This window comes from Legionella cardiaca (genome assembly GCF_029026145.1).
Lineage (GTDB): Bacteria > Pseudomonadota > Gammaproteobacteria > Legionellales > Legionellaceae > Tatlockia > Tatlockia cardiaca.
Genome location: NZ_CP119078.1, coordinates 632,414 through 650,837, shown reverse-complemented (window position 1 = coordinate 650,837; position 18,424 = coordinate 632,414). Strand labels below are relative to the sequence as shown.

Below are 18,424 nucleotides of genomic sequence, written 5' to 3'. Positions count from 1 at the left end.
AAAATTAACTTGGCAATGCTTAATTTATAATTTTTGCACGACCAAGACCTCATCATCGTCATGCATATCAGTTGTGATAACTGTTTTCTTTGGTGTTTCACTCATTAACATAATTTTCGTATCTGTTCTTGCACCAAAAAATGACGCGATATAGTTCTTGGTTAATACATCCCCTTTTGCACGAGAGTCACCTATTGAGTTAACAAAAATAAACCGTGAATCAGAAGCTGCCCGTTTTAGAAGTGTAAATATAAGTGCAACTAATGCTTTATCATCCAAGTACTGGAATATTCTTATGGCGATAAAGTTAATGGGTAAATTACTATCAAGATCCAGATCCATGCACCTTTGCACTTCAGCAGCATTATTTAAATTTACTTGCCGGCAAGGTACTTGTTTACTTTTTAACATTTTAATAGCCTGGTCACTATAATCATACCCCATAACTGGATATTGCGTTCTGTACTCCTCCAGGAAACAACCTGTAGAGGCACCAAACTGTAAAATTTTAGAGTTCTTCTTTAAATAAACATCTAACATAAATTGTTTAAAGAACATTTGCGAATAACTGCTAGAACTAATAATTTTTCCGTTCTCGTAAGTAACTACCGGATTTTCATCATTGAATTTTTCCCAATAGTCTTTGATTTTTTGGTTCTCTGGATTCTCCGTGTCCACTGTTTTAGATTGGATAGCTTTAAATTGTTGTGGCTTCATAATAATTGACTCATTAATTAGCAAATGGAGCGCTATTTTATCACGAGGAAGATTATTAAACCTTAAAGAAATGAAAATAACTTAGGTGAATTCTTATTAGTGCAACTTTTGTATTAGGGGATCAGGTTAAATAAATGAGAAGATTAAATTATTAGTCGTGGCCCGACTAAATCTTATCAAAAATGGCTAATTTCAAGGTACTATTCTATTCTAAAGAGCAGGTCTGAAAATTTCTTATGATTTTTTGTGTACTATTATTGATAATGGAACCTCTATAATGAGAGGTTTGATTATGTGCTTTTGCCATCATCCAAATATACAGCTCTTCTAGATTGTTCCCGCTTCTTTCTTCTATGGTCTTTTTATCTATATATAGCTTTGCAGTGTAACTAAACATGACATGTTCCCCTTAGATATTGATTAATGTGGTTATCAAAAGGAACATTTTTATATTTTTCGGTCCTATTTAAATTGATTTTCACATCCCTTGCATTAAGTATGGCATATATATCTGATGAGAGGGTTAATTAGAGGAAATTCAATGATTCTTTTGTTTTACAAACTTTAAATTACACGATATAGAAGAAAGATTGAATTTATTTCTAATAAACTCATAAGTCGTTAGCCTACGCTTGCTCCAAACAACCTGTATAATGTATTCCCATACTTGTCATCAAGGATCCCCATTTGAATCACCTACATCAAACCCCCTATGAACTACTTGATCCAAATGTCATTTTGGATGCAATTGAAAGCCTGGGTTTTATTTGTACAGGTAGTCTACTCGCACTCAATAGTTATGAAAATCGTGTTTATCAAATAGGGATTGAAGATGCTGAACCACTCATCGCTAAATTTTATAGACCTCATCGCTGGAGCTCCGCAGCTATTTTAGAAGAACATCAATTCTCATTTGAATTAGCAGAGGAAGAAATACCCCTTATTGCGCCTTTAATAATAAATAATAGAACCTTACATCATTATAGTGATTTCAGATTCGCCCTTTTTCCGAGACGTGGCGGCCGCGCATTAGAATTGGATAATGATGAACAACTGCAATGGATGGGGCGTTTTATAGGGCGTCTACATGGAGTCAGCTCGTGCAAAAAATTTCAACATCGCATTCAATTAAATAGTCAAAGCTACGGTCATGATCCCTATCAATTTCTGATTGAACAAAATTTTATTCCAGAATATTTAAAATCTAATTTTTGTAACGCTGTCGAAACAGCCTTACAAAAAATCAATCAGGTATTCAAATGGATAGGCCCCATTGATCAAATACGTTTGCATGGGGATTGTCACGCAGGCAATGTGCTATGGAGCGCTTCAGGACCTCATATTGTGGACTTAGACGATTGTCTCATGGGGCCTGCGATACAGGACCTTTGGATGTTGCTTTCGGGTGAACCAAAACAAATGGATATACAACTGACGAAGATTCTACAGGGTTACTGTGAATTTCATGATTTTAACCCACGCGAACGCCATTTAGTCGAAGTATTACGCACGTTACGCATGCTGCATTATCCCGCATGGCTCGCAAAACGCTGGGCTGATCCAGCATTTACTTTGAGCTTTCCATGGTTTAATACCCCAGTTTATTGGCAGGATCAGATTATCAATTTAAATGAGCAGATTGAATTATTAAATCAAATTGAATGCTAGATAATGAATCTTGTTCGTACTAACAAGATTCACCAAACAATGGATTATCAAGTGGACGCATCCATAAATAGATTAAAATCCCCAAACTAAATCTTCTAACTCTTTTAAAGTAGATACCGTGTTTTCCCAATCGTTAATTCTAACTTGAATTCTTAAGTTACTATATTTATGAAGAAGCATTAATGCAGTTAATTGATGACTCAGATTAGAATTTTGTTCATTAGGTAGAAAACCATAGGCACTTAAAAAAGCCTTTAGCAATTCTTTATCACCCTGGATTAAAAATGCACCAGGTCCTAATAAGTCATATTTATAATGTCCTAACATGGCATCGCCAAAATCGATTAAACCTGAGATATGCCAAACTCCTTCAATGTTAGTAACTAAAAAATTCATTGGCGTATATTCTCCAGTTAAAATAACCGGATTTTCTATTTCAAGTAATGACTCATGAATTGCTTCAATATAAGAAGGAATTTGTTGCAGTAACTGAGTAGATAAATTCTTAATTCTATGATTTTCTATGCAACCCGTTACTTGATTTTTAAGAAACGTTTTCCAATCACAATCAATCGGCTCTAGACCCTGTGTTGGTAAAGAATGAACTTCTCTTATTAATGAGCCTAGCTCCTTCATGATAATTAATTTATTCTTATGATCCAGAGTATGCCAAAGTGATTCTAACAATACTCCTTTTAGCTGAGTCATAATTATATAGGGCCATCCAGCTATTTCTCCTACATAATGTAGAGTCGGTGTTTCAACTGATAGTTTTCCCTCGAGAGTCTTAAGAACTAATCGTTCGCTTTCAAATTGATCTTGATGAAAAGGAGGGAAGAGCTTAATCACTAAACTATCATCATAAGAAAATACTATATTGGTTCCTTCAGAAAAGAGCGTTAATGATTTTAAAGGTAAATTATGGTGCACAAGAATTTTCTTTATAACCTCTTCAAAAATTTTGTGGTTTAGTTTCAACTCTTCAAATTCTTCAAATGAATTAACCGATGCTAATGTACAATTTATAGTGTTCATTTTGTTCATGTTAACGTAAATTTTAATTGGGAATGATACATCAATTTAAATAATTAGAACCTTCGTCCCAGGATTGGCCTTTACCCAATTAGCCACATATTCAATATAATTATTTTTGCCCACTGCAATGCACCCACGTGTTGAGCTTGGCAAGTTGTTTAACCAACCAAACAAGCTAGATGTCTGAGTTGGCCCATGGATGCCTACATCTCTACCTGTATATCCCGCAGCCACTTGCTTTGACGTTGGATAAAGAATTGGAATAAAGACTTTAAATTGGTTGGATTTTCTTGGATGAGCTAGTCCGTATAAACCAATGGGCGTTTTATTATCACCGGCATGTTTTTTACCGACGCCTTTGTATCCCAAAGCTACTTTAAAGGTCTTAATTACACTGCCGTTTTTACAAATATTTAAAATTCGCTTTGTGGTGTGTACATTGATTCCGTTTGATAAAGGACAAGCCGACGAAGCAAATAAGGTAACAGGAAAAAAAATAGCGATCACTAAAGAAATTGCTTTTATTCTCATACAAATAGACAAATATTATTGAAGTTGGTTAATAATTATTCCATAGCATTCGCATTATTCATAGATCTGGCAGATTAAATTTTTCCCAAAAATTCATAATAAAATAGATTAATTTTAACTAATTAATTGATTTTATTAAGTTTTATCTATTCTGCCTGCCTCCTCAAGTATTTAAAATTAATAGGTACAACGAGCAACGAAATAAAATGTTTTTAAGGTTATAATTGGCAGAAAATAATTTCAAAATTTTTTATAATGCAGAACGAACTCAACGTGCATTTTACTTATAATTACAAACAACCTAAGGAATATCGTTTCAGTCTTGATTCAATTCACCTTGCGAAATTTGTCGCTACCCAATTGAAATCACACCCAGATCTTGGTTCATTAAGGGTATTGGATCTTTGCGCAGGCTGCGGAGTTATAGGAATTGAATTATCGTGGCATCTTCAAGCGATTAGGCAAATTGATTTTATTGAGATTCAGGATATTTATACTGACTATTTTTTTCAAAACATGGCTATTATCAATCGACCTGAATTGCAATTCCGTTGGCATCTTTTAAATTATGATGAATTACATGAAAAAAAATGGGCAGGTAAATTTGATTTGACTATCAGTAATCCCCCCTATTTCCAACCAGGCCATGGAGTACTTTCCCCTTCCAAATTTAAAAATCGTTGTAGATTCTATTTAGACAGCTCTTTTGAGAGTTACATTCGAGCGCTAGAAAATTCACTTGCCAATAAAGGTAGGGCTTATTTTTTATTACGCCCATTAAAACATCATGGCCTTGATTTGTTTTCTGATGTACAAAAAATGCTACAGAAAACATCAGTAACAGCAAAAAAAATATCGCATATTCGTGGTACGGATATTATTTTATTAGAAAAACTGGAATGAATAAAATGGCTTCCTAATGACCTCTTTATTTGCCACTGGAATCTATTTACTATTGGCGCAGAAGTTTGCTCTTGTGTTGGAGGGTCCTCGATAGAAGGAGGTCCAGTGTCAATTAAGTCTAGCTTGGAGGCTAAACTCTAGAACGAATATGAAAAAATCTATTCAAATTTTCCTTTATGCAACTTCTATCGTTCTAATAGTGCCAGGCTTTGGGCAAACTGCAAAAGCTAAAACGACGACTTCAACTTTACCCTACCCCGCTACGACAGGTCCACTTGTTGTTAATTCTCATCCGTTTGATATTGAAGCTGGACTACTCGAAAAGATTTATATCAATGGCGTCATAAGCGGTCTTGGTCTGTGGCAGAATAATCCTATAGCGGGAAATTCCAACTCACTGCTAGATTTAGATAATGGGCAGCTATTTATTCAGAATACCAAAGGTTTGTTACAGTTTTATGTTCAGGCAGGGGGCTATTCTTTTCCATCTCTTGGCACCTCTTATCTGCGCATGGATGATACAACTCATAATTTTTTCGGTCCCGTGCCAGTGGCATTTATCAAATTGGCGCCCAGTGGTAATTTTTCAATAATGGCGGGCAAATTATTCACTCTTATCGGCGCTGAAAATAGCTTTACCTTCCAAAATTTTAATATTGAGCGTGGATTGCTGTGGAATCAGACTAATGAGGTAAATCGCGGTGTGCAAGTGAACTACAACCCAGGGCCTGTCAGTGCGTCGGTTTCTTTAAACGACGGCTTTTATTCTGGGCAGCTTAACTGGCTTTCTGGTCTATTGATTTATACTATTAATGCAAAAAATAGCTTAAGCGTAATTGCTTCCGGCAATATCAAACATGATGATAAATCTAGTGTTGTGACGCCATTAGCACAGAATAACAGTCAGATTTATGATTTAGTCTATTCTTATACTTTCGACCGATTGACGATAAGCCCTACCTTACAATTTACTCATATCCCTAAAGATCTAAATATTGGACTGAACTCGGCATCGACTTTTGGCGTTGCCTTAGCAACAAAATTTGCTTTCAACACCTATTGGAGCATCACTGGTCGCGCCGAATACATTGATACAACAGGAGGGACCAACGTGACTTATGGTCCTGGGAGTAATGCCTGGTCGCTAACGCTAACACCAACCTATCAGCGCGGCATCTTTTTTGCGCGCGGGGAGGCGTCCCTTGTAGTGGCGGATAATATTACTGCGGGTTCAGCCTTTGGGCAGGATGGTACAAACCATTCACAAGGACGGCTGCTTATTGAAACAGGTGTCTTGTTCTAGAAGCGTTTCAATAAGGAAATTAGCTCCGAGATACTGGTACAACTTTAACAATCGAATTGAACATATAATGGAAAACTCGCATTACACAGCAAGCTGGCAGAGTTTCTTAGTCCTGGAATGCTGCAAGGATGACCATTTAAAAGCGCAAGTGTATAATTACTGAATTTTTAAGCCTTGAGATAAAAAATGCCGGGTTCATCAAATCATGATTCAACTAAAAAAACATTCCAATTTATAAAGTTAGCCAATGAATTTGATCTTTGGGTGCATAGTAAGAACCAATTCAACCAATCAGATATGGAGCTGTTATTTGATTGGCTGGATAGTGATGACAACTCTAGGGGAATAGAAGAGTACGACGATTTTTTAGCTTTAGCACAAGAAGTAGCAGCATTAGGTTATAAAACTGCTATCGATGTGCCAATTTCAGCAGAAGATTTTGCGAATAGAAAGGTTGCCAATCGTTTTGAGAGTTGGTTGAAGAAAACTAATCAACCACTGATGAGAAGTGCTGACTACTTGTTAGCATGGATAGAAAAAGGTGATGGTTCAAGGCACATTACTGGTTATCAGCATTTTTTACAATTGACACAAACATTAGTAAACCGAGGTTATAAAGCCCCTATAGATGTACCTATTACAGAAGCAACCTTTAAACAAATTTATGACATAAAAAGAAAAACTATATTTCTTGACCTAGTAAAAAAATTCCTCGTAGATAAAATAAACTCGTATAAAAACAGATCATCCGCTTCGGATTTTAGCACATCCAATGAGCTGCTGCGCTTGTTTAAACTAGGGAGTACAGAATTATCAGAATCCAGACAGGCATTGACTGAGCATCTATTGTTAAAACTACATCAAGTGACTGGTAGGGGCTGCGACCTGGAAAGTTGTCACTTGTTAAAATCTCTTATTGCAGAATGTATGAAAACAGCAAGTAACCTCAAAAACTATACCAAGGGAAGGTTTGAGCAGACATTAACTGAAGCTATGTTGTTAATACAGAATATTTATGACAAATTGGAAGAAATCCAATTGCTGGATGTTTCCCATAACGACGATCCTCTCAATCAATTTCGTTATTATATGGCGCTTTATTTTTCCAAAAAAGTGGTCGAAACTCTACCCCCAAGTTACCTGCCTATTCAGCTAACGCCCGCCAGCTCTCTTGTTGCCCAGAAAGAAAAGCTTATTCTTCAAACTTTAAAGGAATGTGCATTTCATCTGGAGGTATTGAATAAAGGCCCTAGTGATTATCATCAAAATCGACGCAAACGGGTGCTAGATCATATTGAACAATTAAGGCGAACAATTATAGCCACCTGCGAAAAGCACTCTATAAAGTCGTTGCCTGTTTCGATTAGCTTTTTTTCAATCGCGAATGTAAATATGCCATCTTTGGGATCTAATGACTTTTTGCTTACATGTCTGCTTAAGGCAGAAAAGAAGATTAGCTCCGAGACAGTCGATACAACAATTGAATTGGGCATGTAAGTTTAGAAGGCGAAAGGAAAGCTCAAACGATAAACCATCATTTTACAACATACGGGAAGCACTTAATGCAACCCGTAAATTTAGTAATGAAAACGGTTACCATATTATTCATAGTGACATCTTAAGGCATTCGTCTGCACAACGATAACATGCTTCAGCACAACGTCGACAGTGTTCCATCGATTTATGTTTGGCACACTCATCACCACAAAATCTGCAGATTTCTGCACAAAGCTCACAAAAACGAGAAGCAAATTCTGAATCCCGTGCCATAAGTTGCACAGCTAATCGACAAGAATCTGCACAATCCCGATCAAGCTGAATACAATGAGTTAACTTATCGACGTCTTGCTCTCCAAGGCAAGCAGTAGCGCAATGTTCACATTCACTTACGCAATCATTGCAGGCATCAATGCAAGTTTTATATTTTTCGTGAGCCATAACGTCTCCTTGTATTCCTGGCTACGTGAGCGGTAATTTAACTATAGTTAAAAATAAAGTATTTACAAATCAGAGGCGGATGGTCTTATCAAAACTTCCCGATTAAAACCATCCTTTTATTTCGTTACATTCCCATTGTTGACGTTAGTTCTGACTTCTCCATATCCTTTGCTTTAGATACTTTGCTGACAGTTGTATTAAAAAAGGCCTGTTTTGTCTTGTAGGGCAGTACACTATCATCATATGAAACTGGTTTTTTTTCTTTAGCTTTAACCCAGGAATTCGCATAGTGAAACTTTATCGTGCATCCTGCCAGGGTTATTTCCTCATCATCTGCAGAAGCAGATAGTTCGCGAACATTTTCTTTAAATTTAGAGCCCGTGAATGTTTCAACAGGGAATGTTGCCATTTCTTTCTCAGAATAAGTAGAACTACCTTTTTTGTCGTTATACAGTAGAAACTCCGCTATCGCATCGCAAAGTGAATAGATTGCTGTCTTTATGGTATGCGACCTTCTTTTGTTATATTTATCGATTGTGCCTACCTGGAAAGGATAGCGTTTTGCATCCATCTCGGTAGCGTTTTCATAACCAAAGCCAAATTGTTTTTGATGTTCTTTGACCTTCAAATTAATATATTTAAGAAGCATTTGGCTTGTTTTTCCTACATCGGAATTTACAGGATTTAAACCTAGCGCATGACTGGTGTCTTCAATCAGTTTTTCAGAAGATTTTATTAACGCTGCTTTCTTGTGATTAATATCATCTTGTTGTGCTGGCGTTTGTGCTTTTCTATTGTTTAACAGACGCAAATTAAAACTAATATCCAGTAGCGCATTGATGAACTTGGTTTTAAGCAATTTATTCCTTTCATTTGATAATCTGTCTAAAAAATCTTTATCGAAAGCATTTAAAATAATATTGCTTGCCTCGATTCTATCCGGAAAGAAATCCAAGTCAGTTAGAAGTGTTCGTTCTGCATCGAATTTGGCGTAAGTGGTTAATGTCTTTTTTATTGCTACGCGTAAAATAGGATGCTTTGAAATCGCACCAAAAGCATCGTTATTACCCGCGACATTATCCACTTTATAAGGTCTACCCATTCTTCTTAATAAGTCTTGATAGCCCTCTAATGTTGGAGAAAATTTTCCAACAAAACCAAGTGCAGGTTCATCTGCCTTAAATTTTGTATCTTTGGTAAGTTGAGGGCGCAAATCGGTATCTAGATAATAACCGCCTTCATAATAAAGAGCGCAATAGCGTACTAAATCGCTGACAGAAGCCAAATTTCGATGGCCAATAGCTTCTCGTATTGTATTGATGATTAAATCATTCGTTTCTTTGTTGGAAAAAATAGGATTGGTTTTTAGATTTTCAAGTAAGGTATTAATATTTCGAACTTCGACATTGAGACTTCTAAGAGTAGCATCGATATTGCCGCTACCTTCCTTAAGAGTCATTTCATCGAATGTTTTCTGAATATGCTTTTCATCGTCAGTCCATAGAACAGTTTTAAAACCTGAGGAACGACTTGCCCTTGATAATTTGATAATAGACTCAAGGTCCCCTTCTTCAATTTCACCACCTACCCAAACATGATGGAATATGGAAGGAATAGCTCCTGACTTAAATTCATTTCGCCCTTTCATAGTAACTCCCATTTGCCTTATATGATTAATTTTTACTCATTTTGTTATTTTTTTAAAACGAAACTTTAGGAGATTGATCTTCTTATTTGGAATGAGCAAAGGTTAAAGTCAGGTTATTTGTTAAAATGACGTTGCTCAATTTTACTGACTTAGATAAACGCATTTGTTAAAATTCTTAAAATTTTTTGCATTAGAATTATCCATGTCTGTAACGCATACCCCCATGATGCAGCAATATCTGCGCATTAAATCTGAATATCCCGATATGCTTCTCTTCTACCGCATGGGTGATTTTTACGAGCTCTTTTATGATGATGCAAAACGTGCAGCTCAATTACTTGATTTAACCTTGACCCACCGAGGGCAATCAGCCGATAAACCAATCCCCATGGCCGGTGTTCCTTATCACGCCGTAGAAAATTATTTGGCACGGCTACTTAAAAAAGGAGAATCAGTCGCTATTTGTGAGCAAATTGGCGATCCTGCCACCAGTAAAGGCCCTGTCGAGCGTCAAGTTACGCGCATCATTACTCCTGGCACCGTCACCGACGAAGCATTACTGGATGCCCGAAAGGATAATATTTTGCTTGCTATTTTCCAGCAAGCTAAACAATATGGATTAGCTTGGGTGGATTTAAGTGGCGGGCGTTTTCATCTACTACAAGTCAATGAAGATGCGCCGTTAATTGCGGAGATTAATCGTCTTCAACCTGCGGAAATTTTACTGCCAAACTCGCTCTCCTTAACGATATTACGCGACCAATATACTATTAAAATACGACCTGACTGGGAATTTGAATATCAGCGCTCCAGCCAATTACTTCGCGAGCAATTTGCAGTCAGTAGTCTGGCAGGATTGGGCGAAAAAGACTACGGTGTTGCATTATTGGCGGCTGGCTGTTTATTAACTTATCTCCATACCACTCAACGGCAATCGCTTCCTCATCTAACCCAACTTACTCTGGAACAAAATGCTGATTATCTACAGCTTGATGCATCAACACAAAAACATTTGGAGTTATTTGAAAACTATCAGGGTGGACGGGAAAATAGCTTATTGGCAGTGCTCGATCATACGGCCTGTGCGATGGGTAGCCGCCTTTTAAAAAGATGGCTTGGCAGACCATTAAGTCAACATCATCTTATTGAGCAAAGACAGCTCTCTGTTGCTGAATTAATAGAAAAAAAACAAGATACCAGACTTTACTCCTTATTACGTCAAGTGTGTGATGTTGAGCGTATTGTGTCTCGTATTGCCTTAAAATCGGCAAGGCCACGTGATTTGGTTCAATTGCGAGAAACCCTGGCACGATTGCCAGAGTTGAATGAAATTCTTTGTGAAAATCATGCTTGTTTAACAAAGCAATTAGCATCCAAGCTAATACCGTTACCTGTTTTAAATGATTTGTTAACCTCAGCGCTCGTTGACAATCCACCCATGTTAATTCGTGACGGCGGGGTTATTGCCCCTGGCTTTGATGAAGAACTGGATGAATTAAGGGCATTAAATGACAATGCAACAGATAAACTCATTGAACTTGAGAATGCTGAGAAGCAACACTGTGGCCTGTCCTCTTTAAAATTTGGTTATAACCGAGTGCAAGGCTACTATATTGAATTATCTCGCACTCAAGCTGAAAAGGCGCCAGTTCATTATCAGCGAAAGCAAACGTTAAAAAATGTCGAACGCTATATCACACCAGAATTGAAAATATTTGAGGAAAAAGTGTTATCAGCCCAGGTAAAGGCCCTGGCTCGAGAAAAATGGCTCTATGAGAGCCTGCTAGAAGAAGTACTTCAATTTATTAATCCTCTTACTGAACTTGCTCATGCTCTTGCCGAAATTGATGTCTTGGCCAATTTTGCTGAACGAGCGCAATGTTTGAATTGGTGTCAGCCGCAACTGGTATCAACCCCTGGCATCCATATTAAGGCAGGCCGTCATCCGGTAGTAGAGCAAGTTCTACAAGAGCAATTTGTGGCTAATAATCTGGATTTAGACCGAACACAGAATATTGTATTAATGACTGGCCCCAATATGGGTGGCAAATCAACCTATATGCGCCAAAATGCCTTGATTGTTCTCTTGGCACACATTGGAAGTTATGTACCTGCTACTCAAGCTCAGATAGGCCCCATCGATAAAATATTTACACGTATCGGCGCAAGTGATGATCTGGCCTCGGGTCGCTCTACCTTTATGGTAGAAATGACAGAAACAGCGCATATTCTACGTCAAGCAACCAATAAAAGTCTGGTTCTTATCGATGAAATCGGCAGAGGAACTAGCACCTATGATGGCATGGCGCTAGCTTATGCTACGTGTGCATATTTGGCCAATACGATTAATGCTTATACCCTGTTCTCTACTCATTATTTTGAACTGACAAACCTGCCTAACCATTTTTCCTGTATAAGAAACATTCATGTACAAGCAACGTTAGCTTCTGGTCGTATCGTTTTTCTATATCGCGTTGAAGAAGGCGCTGCCGATCGCAGCTATGGTTTAGAAGTTGCCCAGCTTGCAGGAATTCCTAAGAAAGTACTGGAAATAGCCTCTGAGCATTTAAATCTTGTACAACAAACTGAGAAACAGGAGTTGCCCGCACCGGTAATAAAATTGCACTCCCCTCTTCTGACTGAGCTAGCAAAAATTGATGTTGATAGTTTATCGCCAAGAGAAGCGTTAGACGTGCTTTATCGCTTAAAGTCATTAGAGGCATTTCATGCTGATAATTAAAATTTTAAATAGCAAAACAGTCCACATAAATGCGGTATAATACGGAAAGGCTTCCCGGATAACAGCGTTGTTTTCATTATGTCTATTTCTGTTGTAGTACTATGAAAAAAAAATTACGCCTACTCTTGCTAACAATCGGCTCTGTTTTACTTATTGCGGCAACCACTCCGACAATGCAGATAACCGGTGTGAAAAAAAAGATTGCAGCAAATATTGAGGCTCGTTTAACTGAACTTGCAAAAGACAGACCGCTCGACCACATAACAAATGAGGAACTTAGTCTGCAAATTGCAAAAGCCATGGAACCCTATGGTTATTTTAAACCACAAATTAACCTCATCAATCGTCAGCCTTTACGCATTGCTATTGCTCCAGGCTCTCAAGTATTAATTTCAGACATTCGCATAGAGATTAAAGGTGAGGGAGCCAGTAATAGTGTCATTAAAAAAGTCCTGGAACCTTTACCTATTAAAAAAGGAGACCCTTTAAATACAATAAAATATGAAGAGATTAAACAAAATCTTTTGAATGCTGCTGAACATCAAGGTTTTATGCGTGCAGCATTTGAAAAATCAGAAATTTTGATTCATCCTCATTACGATACAGCATCTATCAGCCTCATACTGGATACAGGGCCACAATTTTATTTTGGACAAGTCCAATTTGATCCGACCTATATTTCACCTGATTTATTGCGACGCTATATACCCTTTAAACATGGCCAACCCTATTCGACTGATCAGATTCTTACTTTAAATAATCAACTGGCTTTCAGCGGTTATTTCAACAATGTTTCTATTAAACCACAGCTCGATAGTTCTCGTTCTATTCCGGTGGATGTGCACTTACAACCTACAGCAAGATTTAATTATTCTTTAGGTGTTGGTTATGGCACAGATACAGGGATACGCGGGCGTTTAGGTTACCATGTCGTACCAGTTAATCCCGCCGGCCATAAATTTAATGCTGTCGCATTGGGTTCTTTTAAAGAAAATGCCCTGCAAGCACAATACGTCATTCCAGGTACCAACCCAGTTACTGATCAATATAATATCACTGCTAACCTTGCTCACTTAGATTACAACAGTGGCGCAAGTAATTCTGTTTTGACTTCCATCGCCCAACAACATACCAAGCCTCGATTTCAACGCAGTTTATCAATCAATGGACTCTATGAACGTTACACCTATTCTTCCCAGCCACGAGAAGAGAAAAATACCATCTTCCCCAAAGCAAGTTTCACCTGGTTAAAAAATGATAGTACTCTTTTTTCCCCGACTGGGTACAATGTCACTATTAATGCCTTGGGTGCTAGCAGAAGAACATTGTCAGATATCGATTTTGCTCAAACATCTATTAATATTAAAGCTGCATTGACTATAGAACCGATACGTACTCGTTTTTATTTTCACTCCATTCAAGGAATCACGGCAATTCATGATATTAATCAAATGCCTTTATCTTTGGCTTTTTTACTAGGTGGTTCGGATAACCTTAAAGCCTATAGCTACAATTCACTTGGCCCGGGAAAAGTTTTAACATTTAATGGTTTCGAAATTCAAAAAGAAACCGTTGAGCATTGGTATTTTGTTGGTTTTTTTGACAGTGGGGATGTTTACATGCCAATATCCAAGAATTTAAAAAATGACGTTGGTATTGGTCTTATGTGGGTTTCTCCAGTGGGTCCTATTAAAATAGGAGTTGCACAAGCGATAGATCATCAATTCAATCGAAGTGACAAAGGTCCAAGGCTCGTCATTAATATGGGTCCTGACTTATAACATGCGCGCTTTTATTAAAATTTTTAAATTCGTCATGTATAAACTGGCGCTGGTTTTTGCTGTATTAACTGCGGTGGTTATTTTCCTGGCTACCACAAGCCCAGGTTTATCATTGACGCTCAAATTAGCAAGTTATTTATTGCCAGGTACACTATATGTTGAAAAAGTTCACGGTCGGCTAATCAGCCAATGTTCTTTGGACTACTTAAGTTATCATGATGAAACCATGAATGTCGTGCTAAAAGAACTCCATTTAAAATGGCAACCCATGGCATTTTTACGGCATAAATTAACCATTGAAAACTTAACAATCAAGCAAGCACAACTAAAAAAAACTGGCGGCAAACCTGAAGAAAACATGAGAAAAACAGACTTTGCTGTGCCAAAACTTCCATTCGATGTAACGCTTGAAAATGTCTTGATTAATCAGATGCAATTTATTCAGGATAATACCACTCATCAGTTTCAAAATGTTAAACTTCAGATGCAACTGACTAATCACCAATGGCAAATTAATCAATTAAATTTTGATTTTGATAAAATTAACTTCAGTGCCAAATTCACTGGCCAACCAGTGATGCCTTATGGATTATCAGCTGAGCTCAAACTCAAAAGTAAGCAGGAGAGTCCTTCACAGATAGAAGGTACCTTGCAATTAAGTGGCGATTTTTTTCTCTATCATTGGCAAGGTGACTTTAAGCAACCAACTCAACTCCATCTTAATGGCGTTCTTAAAAATGGACGAGAATTACATGCTCAAACCCAATGGCAAAATTTACTCTGGCCGTTAGATAACCAAACTACATTTCAAAGTCCCGTAGGGCATATTACGATGGAGGGACAGCTTCCCAATATTGTGATTAAATTTGATTCACAAATTAGTTCTCCTTTAAGCTCAAGCGTGACGGTGACAGCACATACCCAAACCCAGGGGATTCGTACTGAAGGCCATGTGAAACTACCAGAGGCTAATCTTAACTTTAATATTGATTACAATGAAGCAGCATTAAATGCAAAAATCAAAGGAATGTTGCATGCAGAATCCATCCCGGTAGAAGGTTCAACATTGGCTATTAAAGACTTGAAAGCCGATGCACAATTCACTGGAGAATCTCTTCTTAATTTATCTTTGAATACCCAAGTGTCTGCTAACTACTTTGCTGCTCCTCTACTTGCCAATATTCATTACCAACATCAACGTCTAGAGGGAAGTATTCGCTTAGGGATGAATGAGTTTAACATCCGAGGCACCTCTCCTTATCAGTGGCAAGCGACCGCTACACTACCAAAACCACAAATGCTGCACCCAGCGCTAACTGGCTTAAACACAACTATTACAGCTAATGCCTCTTTATCGAATGTGATGATGGGCACCTTGGATTTGACAATTAAGCCTGGTTATTATCAACTTGAAGAAGAAGGATTATCTCGCCTGGAATTTCAGGGAGGACAATTAAAAGCCTCACTAACTCCGCAAAATTTAATCTTAAATGGTTTAATTAATATCGATAAAGATAAGAGTCTGACTGCTCAATTTAAATTGCCTCAATTCAAATTAAATGATTTATCAACTAATCAGGCGCTTCAGGGAAATTTGCGCCTGGATGTGAATACTTTAAATTTTCTGCAAAGCTTTAGTCCAGAACTGGCTAAACCAGAGGGGCAATTAAGTGCCATTCTTAAAGCCACAGGAACGGTTACCAAGCCCATGATTGAAGGCAATATTATTTTAAAAAATGGCCGAGCATCGATACCCAATTTAGGTCTTGATTTTCAAGCCATCCAATTCGAGGTAAAAAGTCGCAATAAACATTGGCAAGCTCATGGCTCTTTAACCTCCAATGAGAAGATATTAACGCTTAAAGGACAAGGAAGTTTTGCGCCCCAAGTAACAGGGTTAGTACATTTAAATGGCAATGATTTTACTTTGCTCAACACACCTGAGTATCTGATTAATATATCACCAAAGTTGCTTATTGAGTTTACTTCCGCAGCACTTGCTGTGAAAGGAACCATAATTATTCCTAAAGCGCAAATTAAGCCACAGTCATTTAGTAACTCAGTCAGCTTATCAGAAGACGTTGTATTTGAAGGAAACGAACGCCCGGTTAACCCTCTACATATAAAGACAGATATACGCTTGGAGATGGGGGATGATGTATCTCTCAATGTAAAAGGATTAAAAGGATTTTTAACGGGCGCTATTCATTTGCATCAACTACCACAAGAACCTCTTAATGCGACAGGAGAGCTCAATGTTAAGGAAGGTAAATATCAAGCTTATGGGCAAGATTTAGCAATCGCACAAGGTCAGTTGATATTCACTGGTGGCTCTGTTTTAAATCCTGGGATACGCGTTCGAGCCGTTCGTCAATTTAAAAATACTACCAATAGCTTTGCTGGTTCAAACCAATTACTTGATTTTAATAATGCCAATTTGCAATCACTGAATTTTGGTAATAAAACAACTGTAGGGATTGATGTAACTGGTCGTTTAACATCACCTAAAGTAGAACTGTTTTCCATTCCCAGCACTCTCTCACAGGCAGATATTTTATCCATGATTCTTCTTGGTAGACCAGCTAATCAAGCCAATAAAGCAGGCGGCCAATTATTACTTGCTGCTATCTCCTCTATGAATTTAGGCACAGGAGCCAATGGCACCCAACTCGTAGAGCAATTGAAGCAAACCCTGGGAGTCGATGTAAACCTGGAAAACACGCCTAAATTTGACCAAAAAACTAACCAGATAACGGACAAAACGTCTGTTGTCGTTGGAAAATCCTTATCCAAACGTCTCTATGTAAGCTATAACTATGGTTTAGCAAAAACAGATAGCAATGTTGTTACTTTAAGTTATTTACTTAACAAATTTTTTAGTGTCCAAGTCAACTCCAGCCTGGCTGGTAGTGGCATTGATTTACTTTATACTCACCGCAAGGATTAACAGACAATGACCAACTACGATCTACCTTTACGATTAAAGCGATTGCGACAGACACCGGCAGCACGGAGTATGGTACAAGAAACGCGTTTGCATTTGCAGCAATTTATAGCACCTTTATTCATTAGTGAAACCCTCGCTGCGAAACGGGAAATTAAGAGCATGCCTGGCCAATTTCAATTGAGCTTAAATTGCTTGCCAGAAGAAATCGAGGAACTTTCAAACTTAGGTATTCCTGCAGTATTGCTCTTTGGGATTCCTGAGCATAAAGACGCTCAAGGGAGCGCTTCCTTGCACGATAACGGTATCATTCAACAAGCTATTCGTAAAATTCGTAGTGTTAATTCAGATATGCTCATCGTGACTGACGTTTGTTTTTGTGAATATACAGATCATGGACACTGTGGCGTCTTAAAAGGCGAACAAATCGATAATGATAAAACCTTAGCATTACTAGCCCAACAAGCTGTTAGTCATGCACAAGCTGGTGCTGATTGGGTCGCACCAAGCAGCATGACGGATGGGATGGTTGCCGCCATTCGCCAGGCGTTGGATGAAGCTGGTTATATTGACACTGCAATTTTAAGTTACGCAGTTAAGTACAGCTCCAGTTTCTACGGCCCTTTCAGAGAGGCAGCACAAGGTGCCCCAAAGTTTGGCGACAGAAAAACCTATCAGATGAATCCTGCCAATGCAAATGAAGCTTACAGAGAAGCGGCAATTGATTTAGCTGAAGGCGCAGACATGCTTATGGTAAAACCTGCGATGAATTATTTAGATGTGATTTTCAGAATAAAACAGCAATTTCCTGAAGTGCCATTAGGTGCTTATCAAGTGAGTGGAGAATACTCCATGCTTAAAAATGCTGCTGCTCAAGGCTTGATTAATGAAGAACAGGCAATGGTTGAAAGTTTATTAGCTATTCAACGAGCAGGTGCAGATTTAATTATTTCTTATTTTGCAAAAGACATCGCCAAATTACTCAATCGTACTTGTGTATAACCAGGCATTTTGCCTGGCACCTTAAGAGTTTCAAGGGGCCAGAATTATGGGCAGTTGCAACAGCAATAAATAAAAAGTGCAGGTTATGTAGGAGTACCAATAAAGATAGGGGGTTGTCTGGAAGAGGTCATTCCCCTATAGTAAACGACGGTTGGAATGGACGCCTGTATTACATCGATTTTTAGTAAGACGGGGTTTGTATTCAGTTCTAATA

General features: G+C 38.0%; 14 protein-coding genes. 8 read left to right on the top strand and 6 right to left on the bottom strand.

Annotated features, from left to right (window positions below; genetic code table 11):
• Positions 1-24: 24 nt before the first annotated feature.
• Together PXX05_RS02820 and PXX05_RS02815 are read right to left on the bottom strand one after the other, a co-directional pair.
• Positions 25-717: a hypothetical protein gene (locus tag PXX05_RS02820; protein ID WP_275089539.1), complete on the bottom strand. Its 693-nt coding sequence runs from the start codon at positions 715-717 to the stop codon at positions 25-27.
• A gap of 205 nt (positions 718-922) precedes the next feature.
• Positions 923-1,114 carry a hypothetical protein gene (locus PXX05_RS02815; protein WP_275089538.1) on the bottom strand — a complete coding sequence of 64 codons (192 nt, stop codon included), beginning with the start codon at positions 1,112-1,114 and terminating at the stop codon, positions 923-925.
• A 290-nt stretch (positions 1,115-1,404) separates the two neighbouring features.
• On the opposite strand from PXX05_RS02815, the gene PXX05_RS02810 reads away from it, so the two are divergent.
• Positions 1,405-2,385: a serine/threonine protein kinase gene (locus PXX05_RS02810; RefSeq protein ID WP_275089537.1), complete on the top strand. Its 981-nt coding sequence runs from the start codon at positions 1,405-1,407 to the stop codon at positions 2,383-2,385.
• A 72-nt stretch (positions 2,386-2,457) separates the two neighbouring features.
• On the opposite strand, the gene PXX05_RS02805 is transcribed toward PXX05_RS02810, so the two are convergent.
• Positions 2,458-3,420 carry an aminoglycoside phosphotransferase family protein gene (locus PXX05_RS02805; protein WP_275089536.1) on the bottom strand — a complete coding sequence of 321 codons (963 nt, stop codon included), beginning with the start codon at positions 3,418-3,420 and terminating at the stop codon, positions 2,458-2,460.
• A 45-nt stretch (positions 3,421-3,465) separates the two neighbouring features.
• Positions 3,466-3,951 (bottom strand): L,D-transpeptidase family protein, encoded by a 486-nt coding sequence (locus PXX05_RS02800; RefSeq protein WP_275089535.1) that lies wholly within the window; start codon positions 3,949-3,951, stop codon positions 3,466-3,468.
• A gap of 255 nt (positions 3,952-4,206) precedes the next feature.
• Here PXX05_RS02800 and PXX05_RS02795 point away from each other — a divergent pair, with 255 nt between their 5' ends.
• The 3 genes from PXX05_RS02795 (at position 4,207) to PXX05_RS02785 (ending at position 7,654) form a co-directional block, all read left to right on the top strand.
• Entirely contained in the window at positions 4,207-4,854 is a 648-nt protein-coding gene (locus PXX05_RS02795) for a methyltransferase (protein ID WP_275089534.1), read from the top strand.
• Positions 4,855-5,002: 148 nt separating this feature from the next.
• On the top strand, positions 5,003-6,157 hold the full coding sequence (locus PXX05_RS02790) for an outer membrane beta-barrel protein (RefSeq protein WP_275089533.1): 1,155 nt from the start codon (positions 5,003-5,005) through the stop codon (positions 6,155-6,157).
• Between the two features lie 186 nt (positions 6,158-6,343).
• Positions 6,344-7,654, top strand: coding sequence for a hypothetical protein (locus PXX05_RS02785; RefSeq protein WP_275089532.1), 1,311 nt, complete (start codon positions 6,344-6,346; stop codon positions 7,652-7,654).
• A gap of 108 nt (positions 7,655-7,762) precedes the next feature.
• Here the strand turns inward: PXX05_RS02785 and PXX05_RS02780 are convergent, their stop codons facing one another.
• Positions 7,763-8,095: a four-helix bundle copper-binding protein gene (locus PXX05_RS02780; protein WP_275089531.1), complete on the bottom strand. Its 333-nt coding sequence runs from the start codon at positions 8,093-8,095 to the stop codon at positions 7,763-7,765.
• A 124-nt stretch (positions 8,096-8,219) separates the two neighbouring features.
• Positions 8,220-9,743: a TcdA/TcdB catalytic glycosyltransferase domain-containing protein gene (locus PXX05_RS02775; protein WP_275089530.1), complete on the bottom strand. Its 1,524-nt coding sequence runs from the start codon at positions 9,741-9,743 to the stop codon at positions 8,220-8,222.
• A gap of 202 nt (positions 9,744-9,945) precedes the next feature.
• Here PXX05_RS02775 and mutS point away from each other — a divergent pair, with 202 nt between their 5' ends.
• The 4 genes from mutS to hemB all read left to right on the top strand — a co-directional run bounded on the left by mutS (position 9,946) and on the right by hemB (position 18,210).
• On the top strand, positions 9,946-12,483 hold the full coding sequence (gene mutS, locus PXX05_RS02770) for a DNA mismatch repair protein MutS (protein ID WP_275089529.1): 2,538 nt from the start codon (positions 9,946-9,948) through the stop codon (positions 12,481-12,483).
• 101 nt (positions 12,484-12,584) lie between these two features.
• Positions 12,585-14,264 carry an autotransporter assembly complex protein TamA gene (locus tag PXX05_RS02765; protein WP_275089528.1) on the top strand — a complete coding sequence of 560 codons (1,680 nt, stop codon included), beginning with the start codon at positions 12,585-12,587 and terminating at the stop codon, positions 14,262-14,264.
• Between the two features lie 34 nt (positions 14,265-14,298).
• Positions 14,299-17,211 (top strand): translocation/assembly module TamB domain-containing protein, encoded by a 2,913-nt coding sequence (locus PXX05_RS02760; RefSeq protein ID WP_275089527.1) that lies wholly within the window; start codon positions 14,299-14,301, stop codon positions 17,209-17,211.
• A 6-nt stretch (positions 17,212-17,217) separates the two neighbouring features.
• Positions 17,218-18,210, top strand: coding sequence for a porphobilinogen synthase (hemB, locus tag PXX05_RS02755; RefSeq protein ID WP_275089526.1), 993 nt, complete (start codon positions 17,218-17,220; stop codon positions 18,208-18,210).
• The last annotated feature ends 214 nt before the right edge of the window (positions 18,211-18,424 follow it).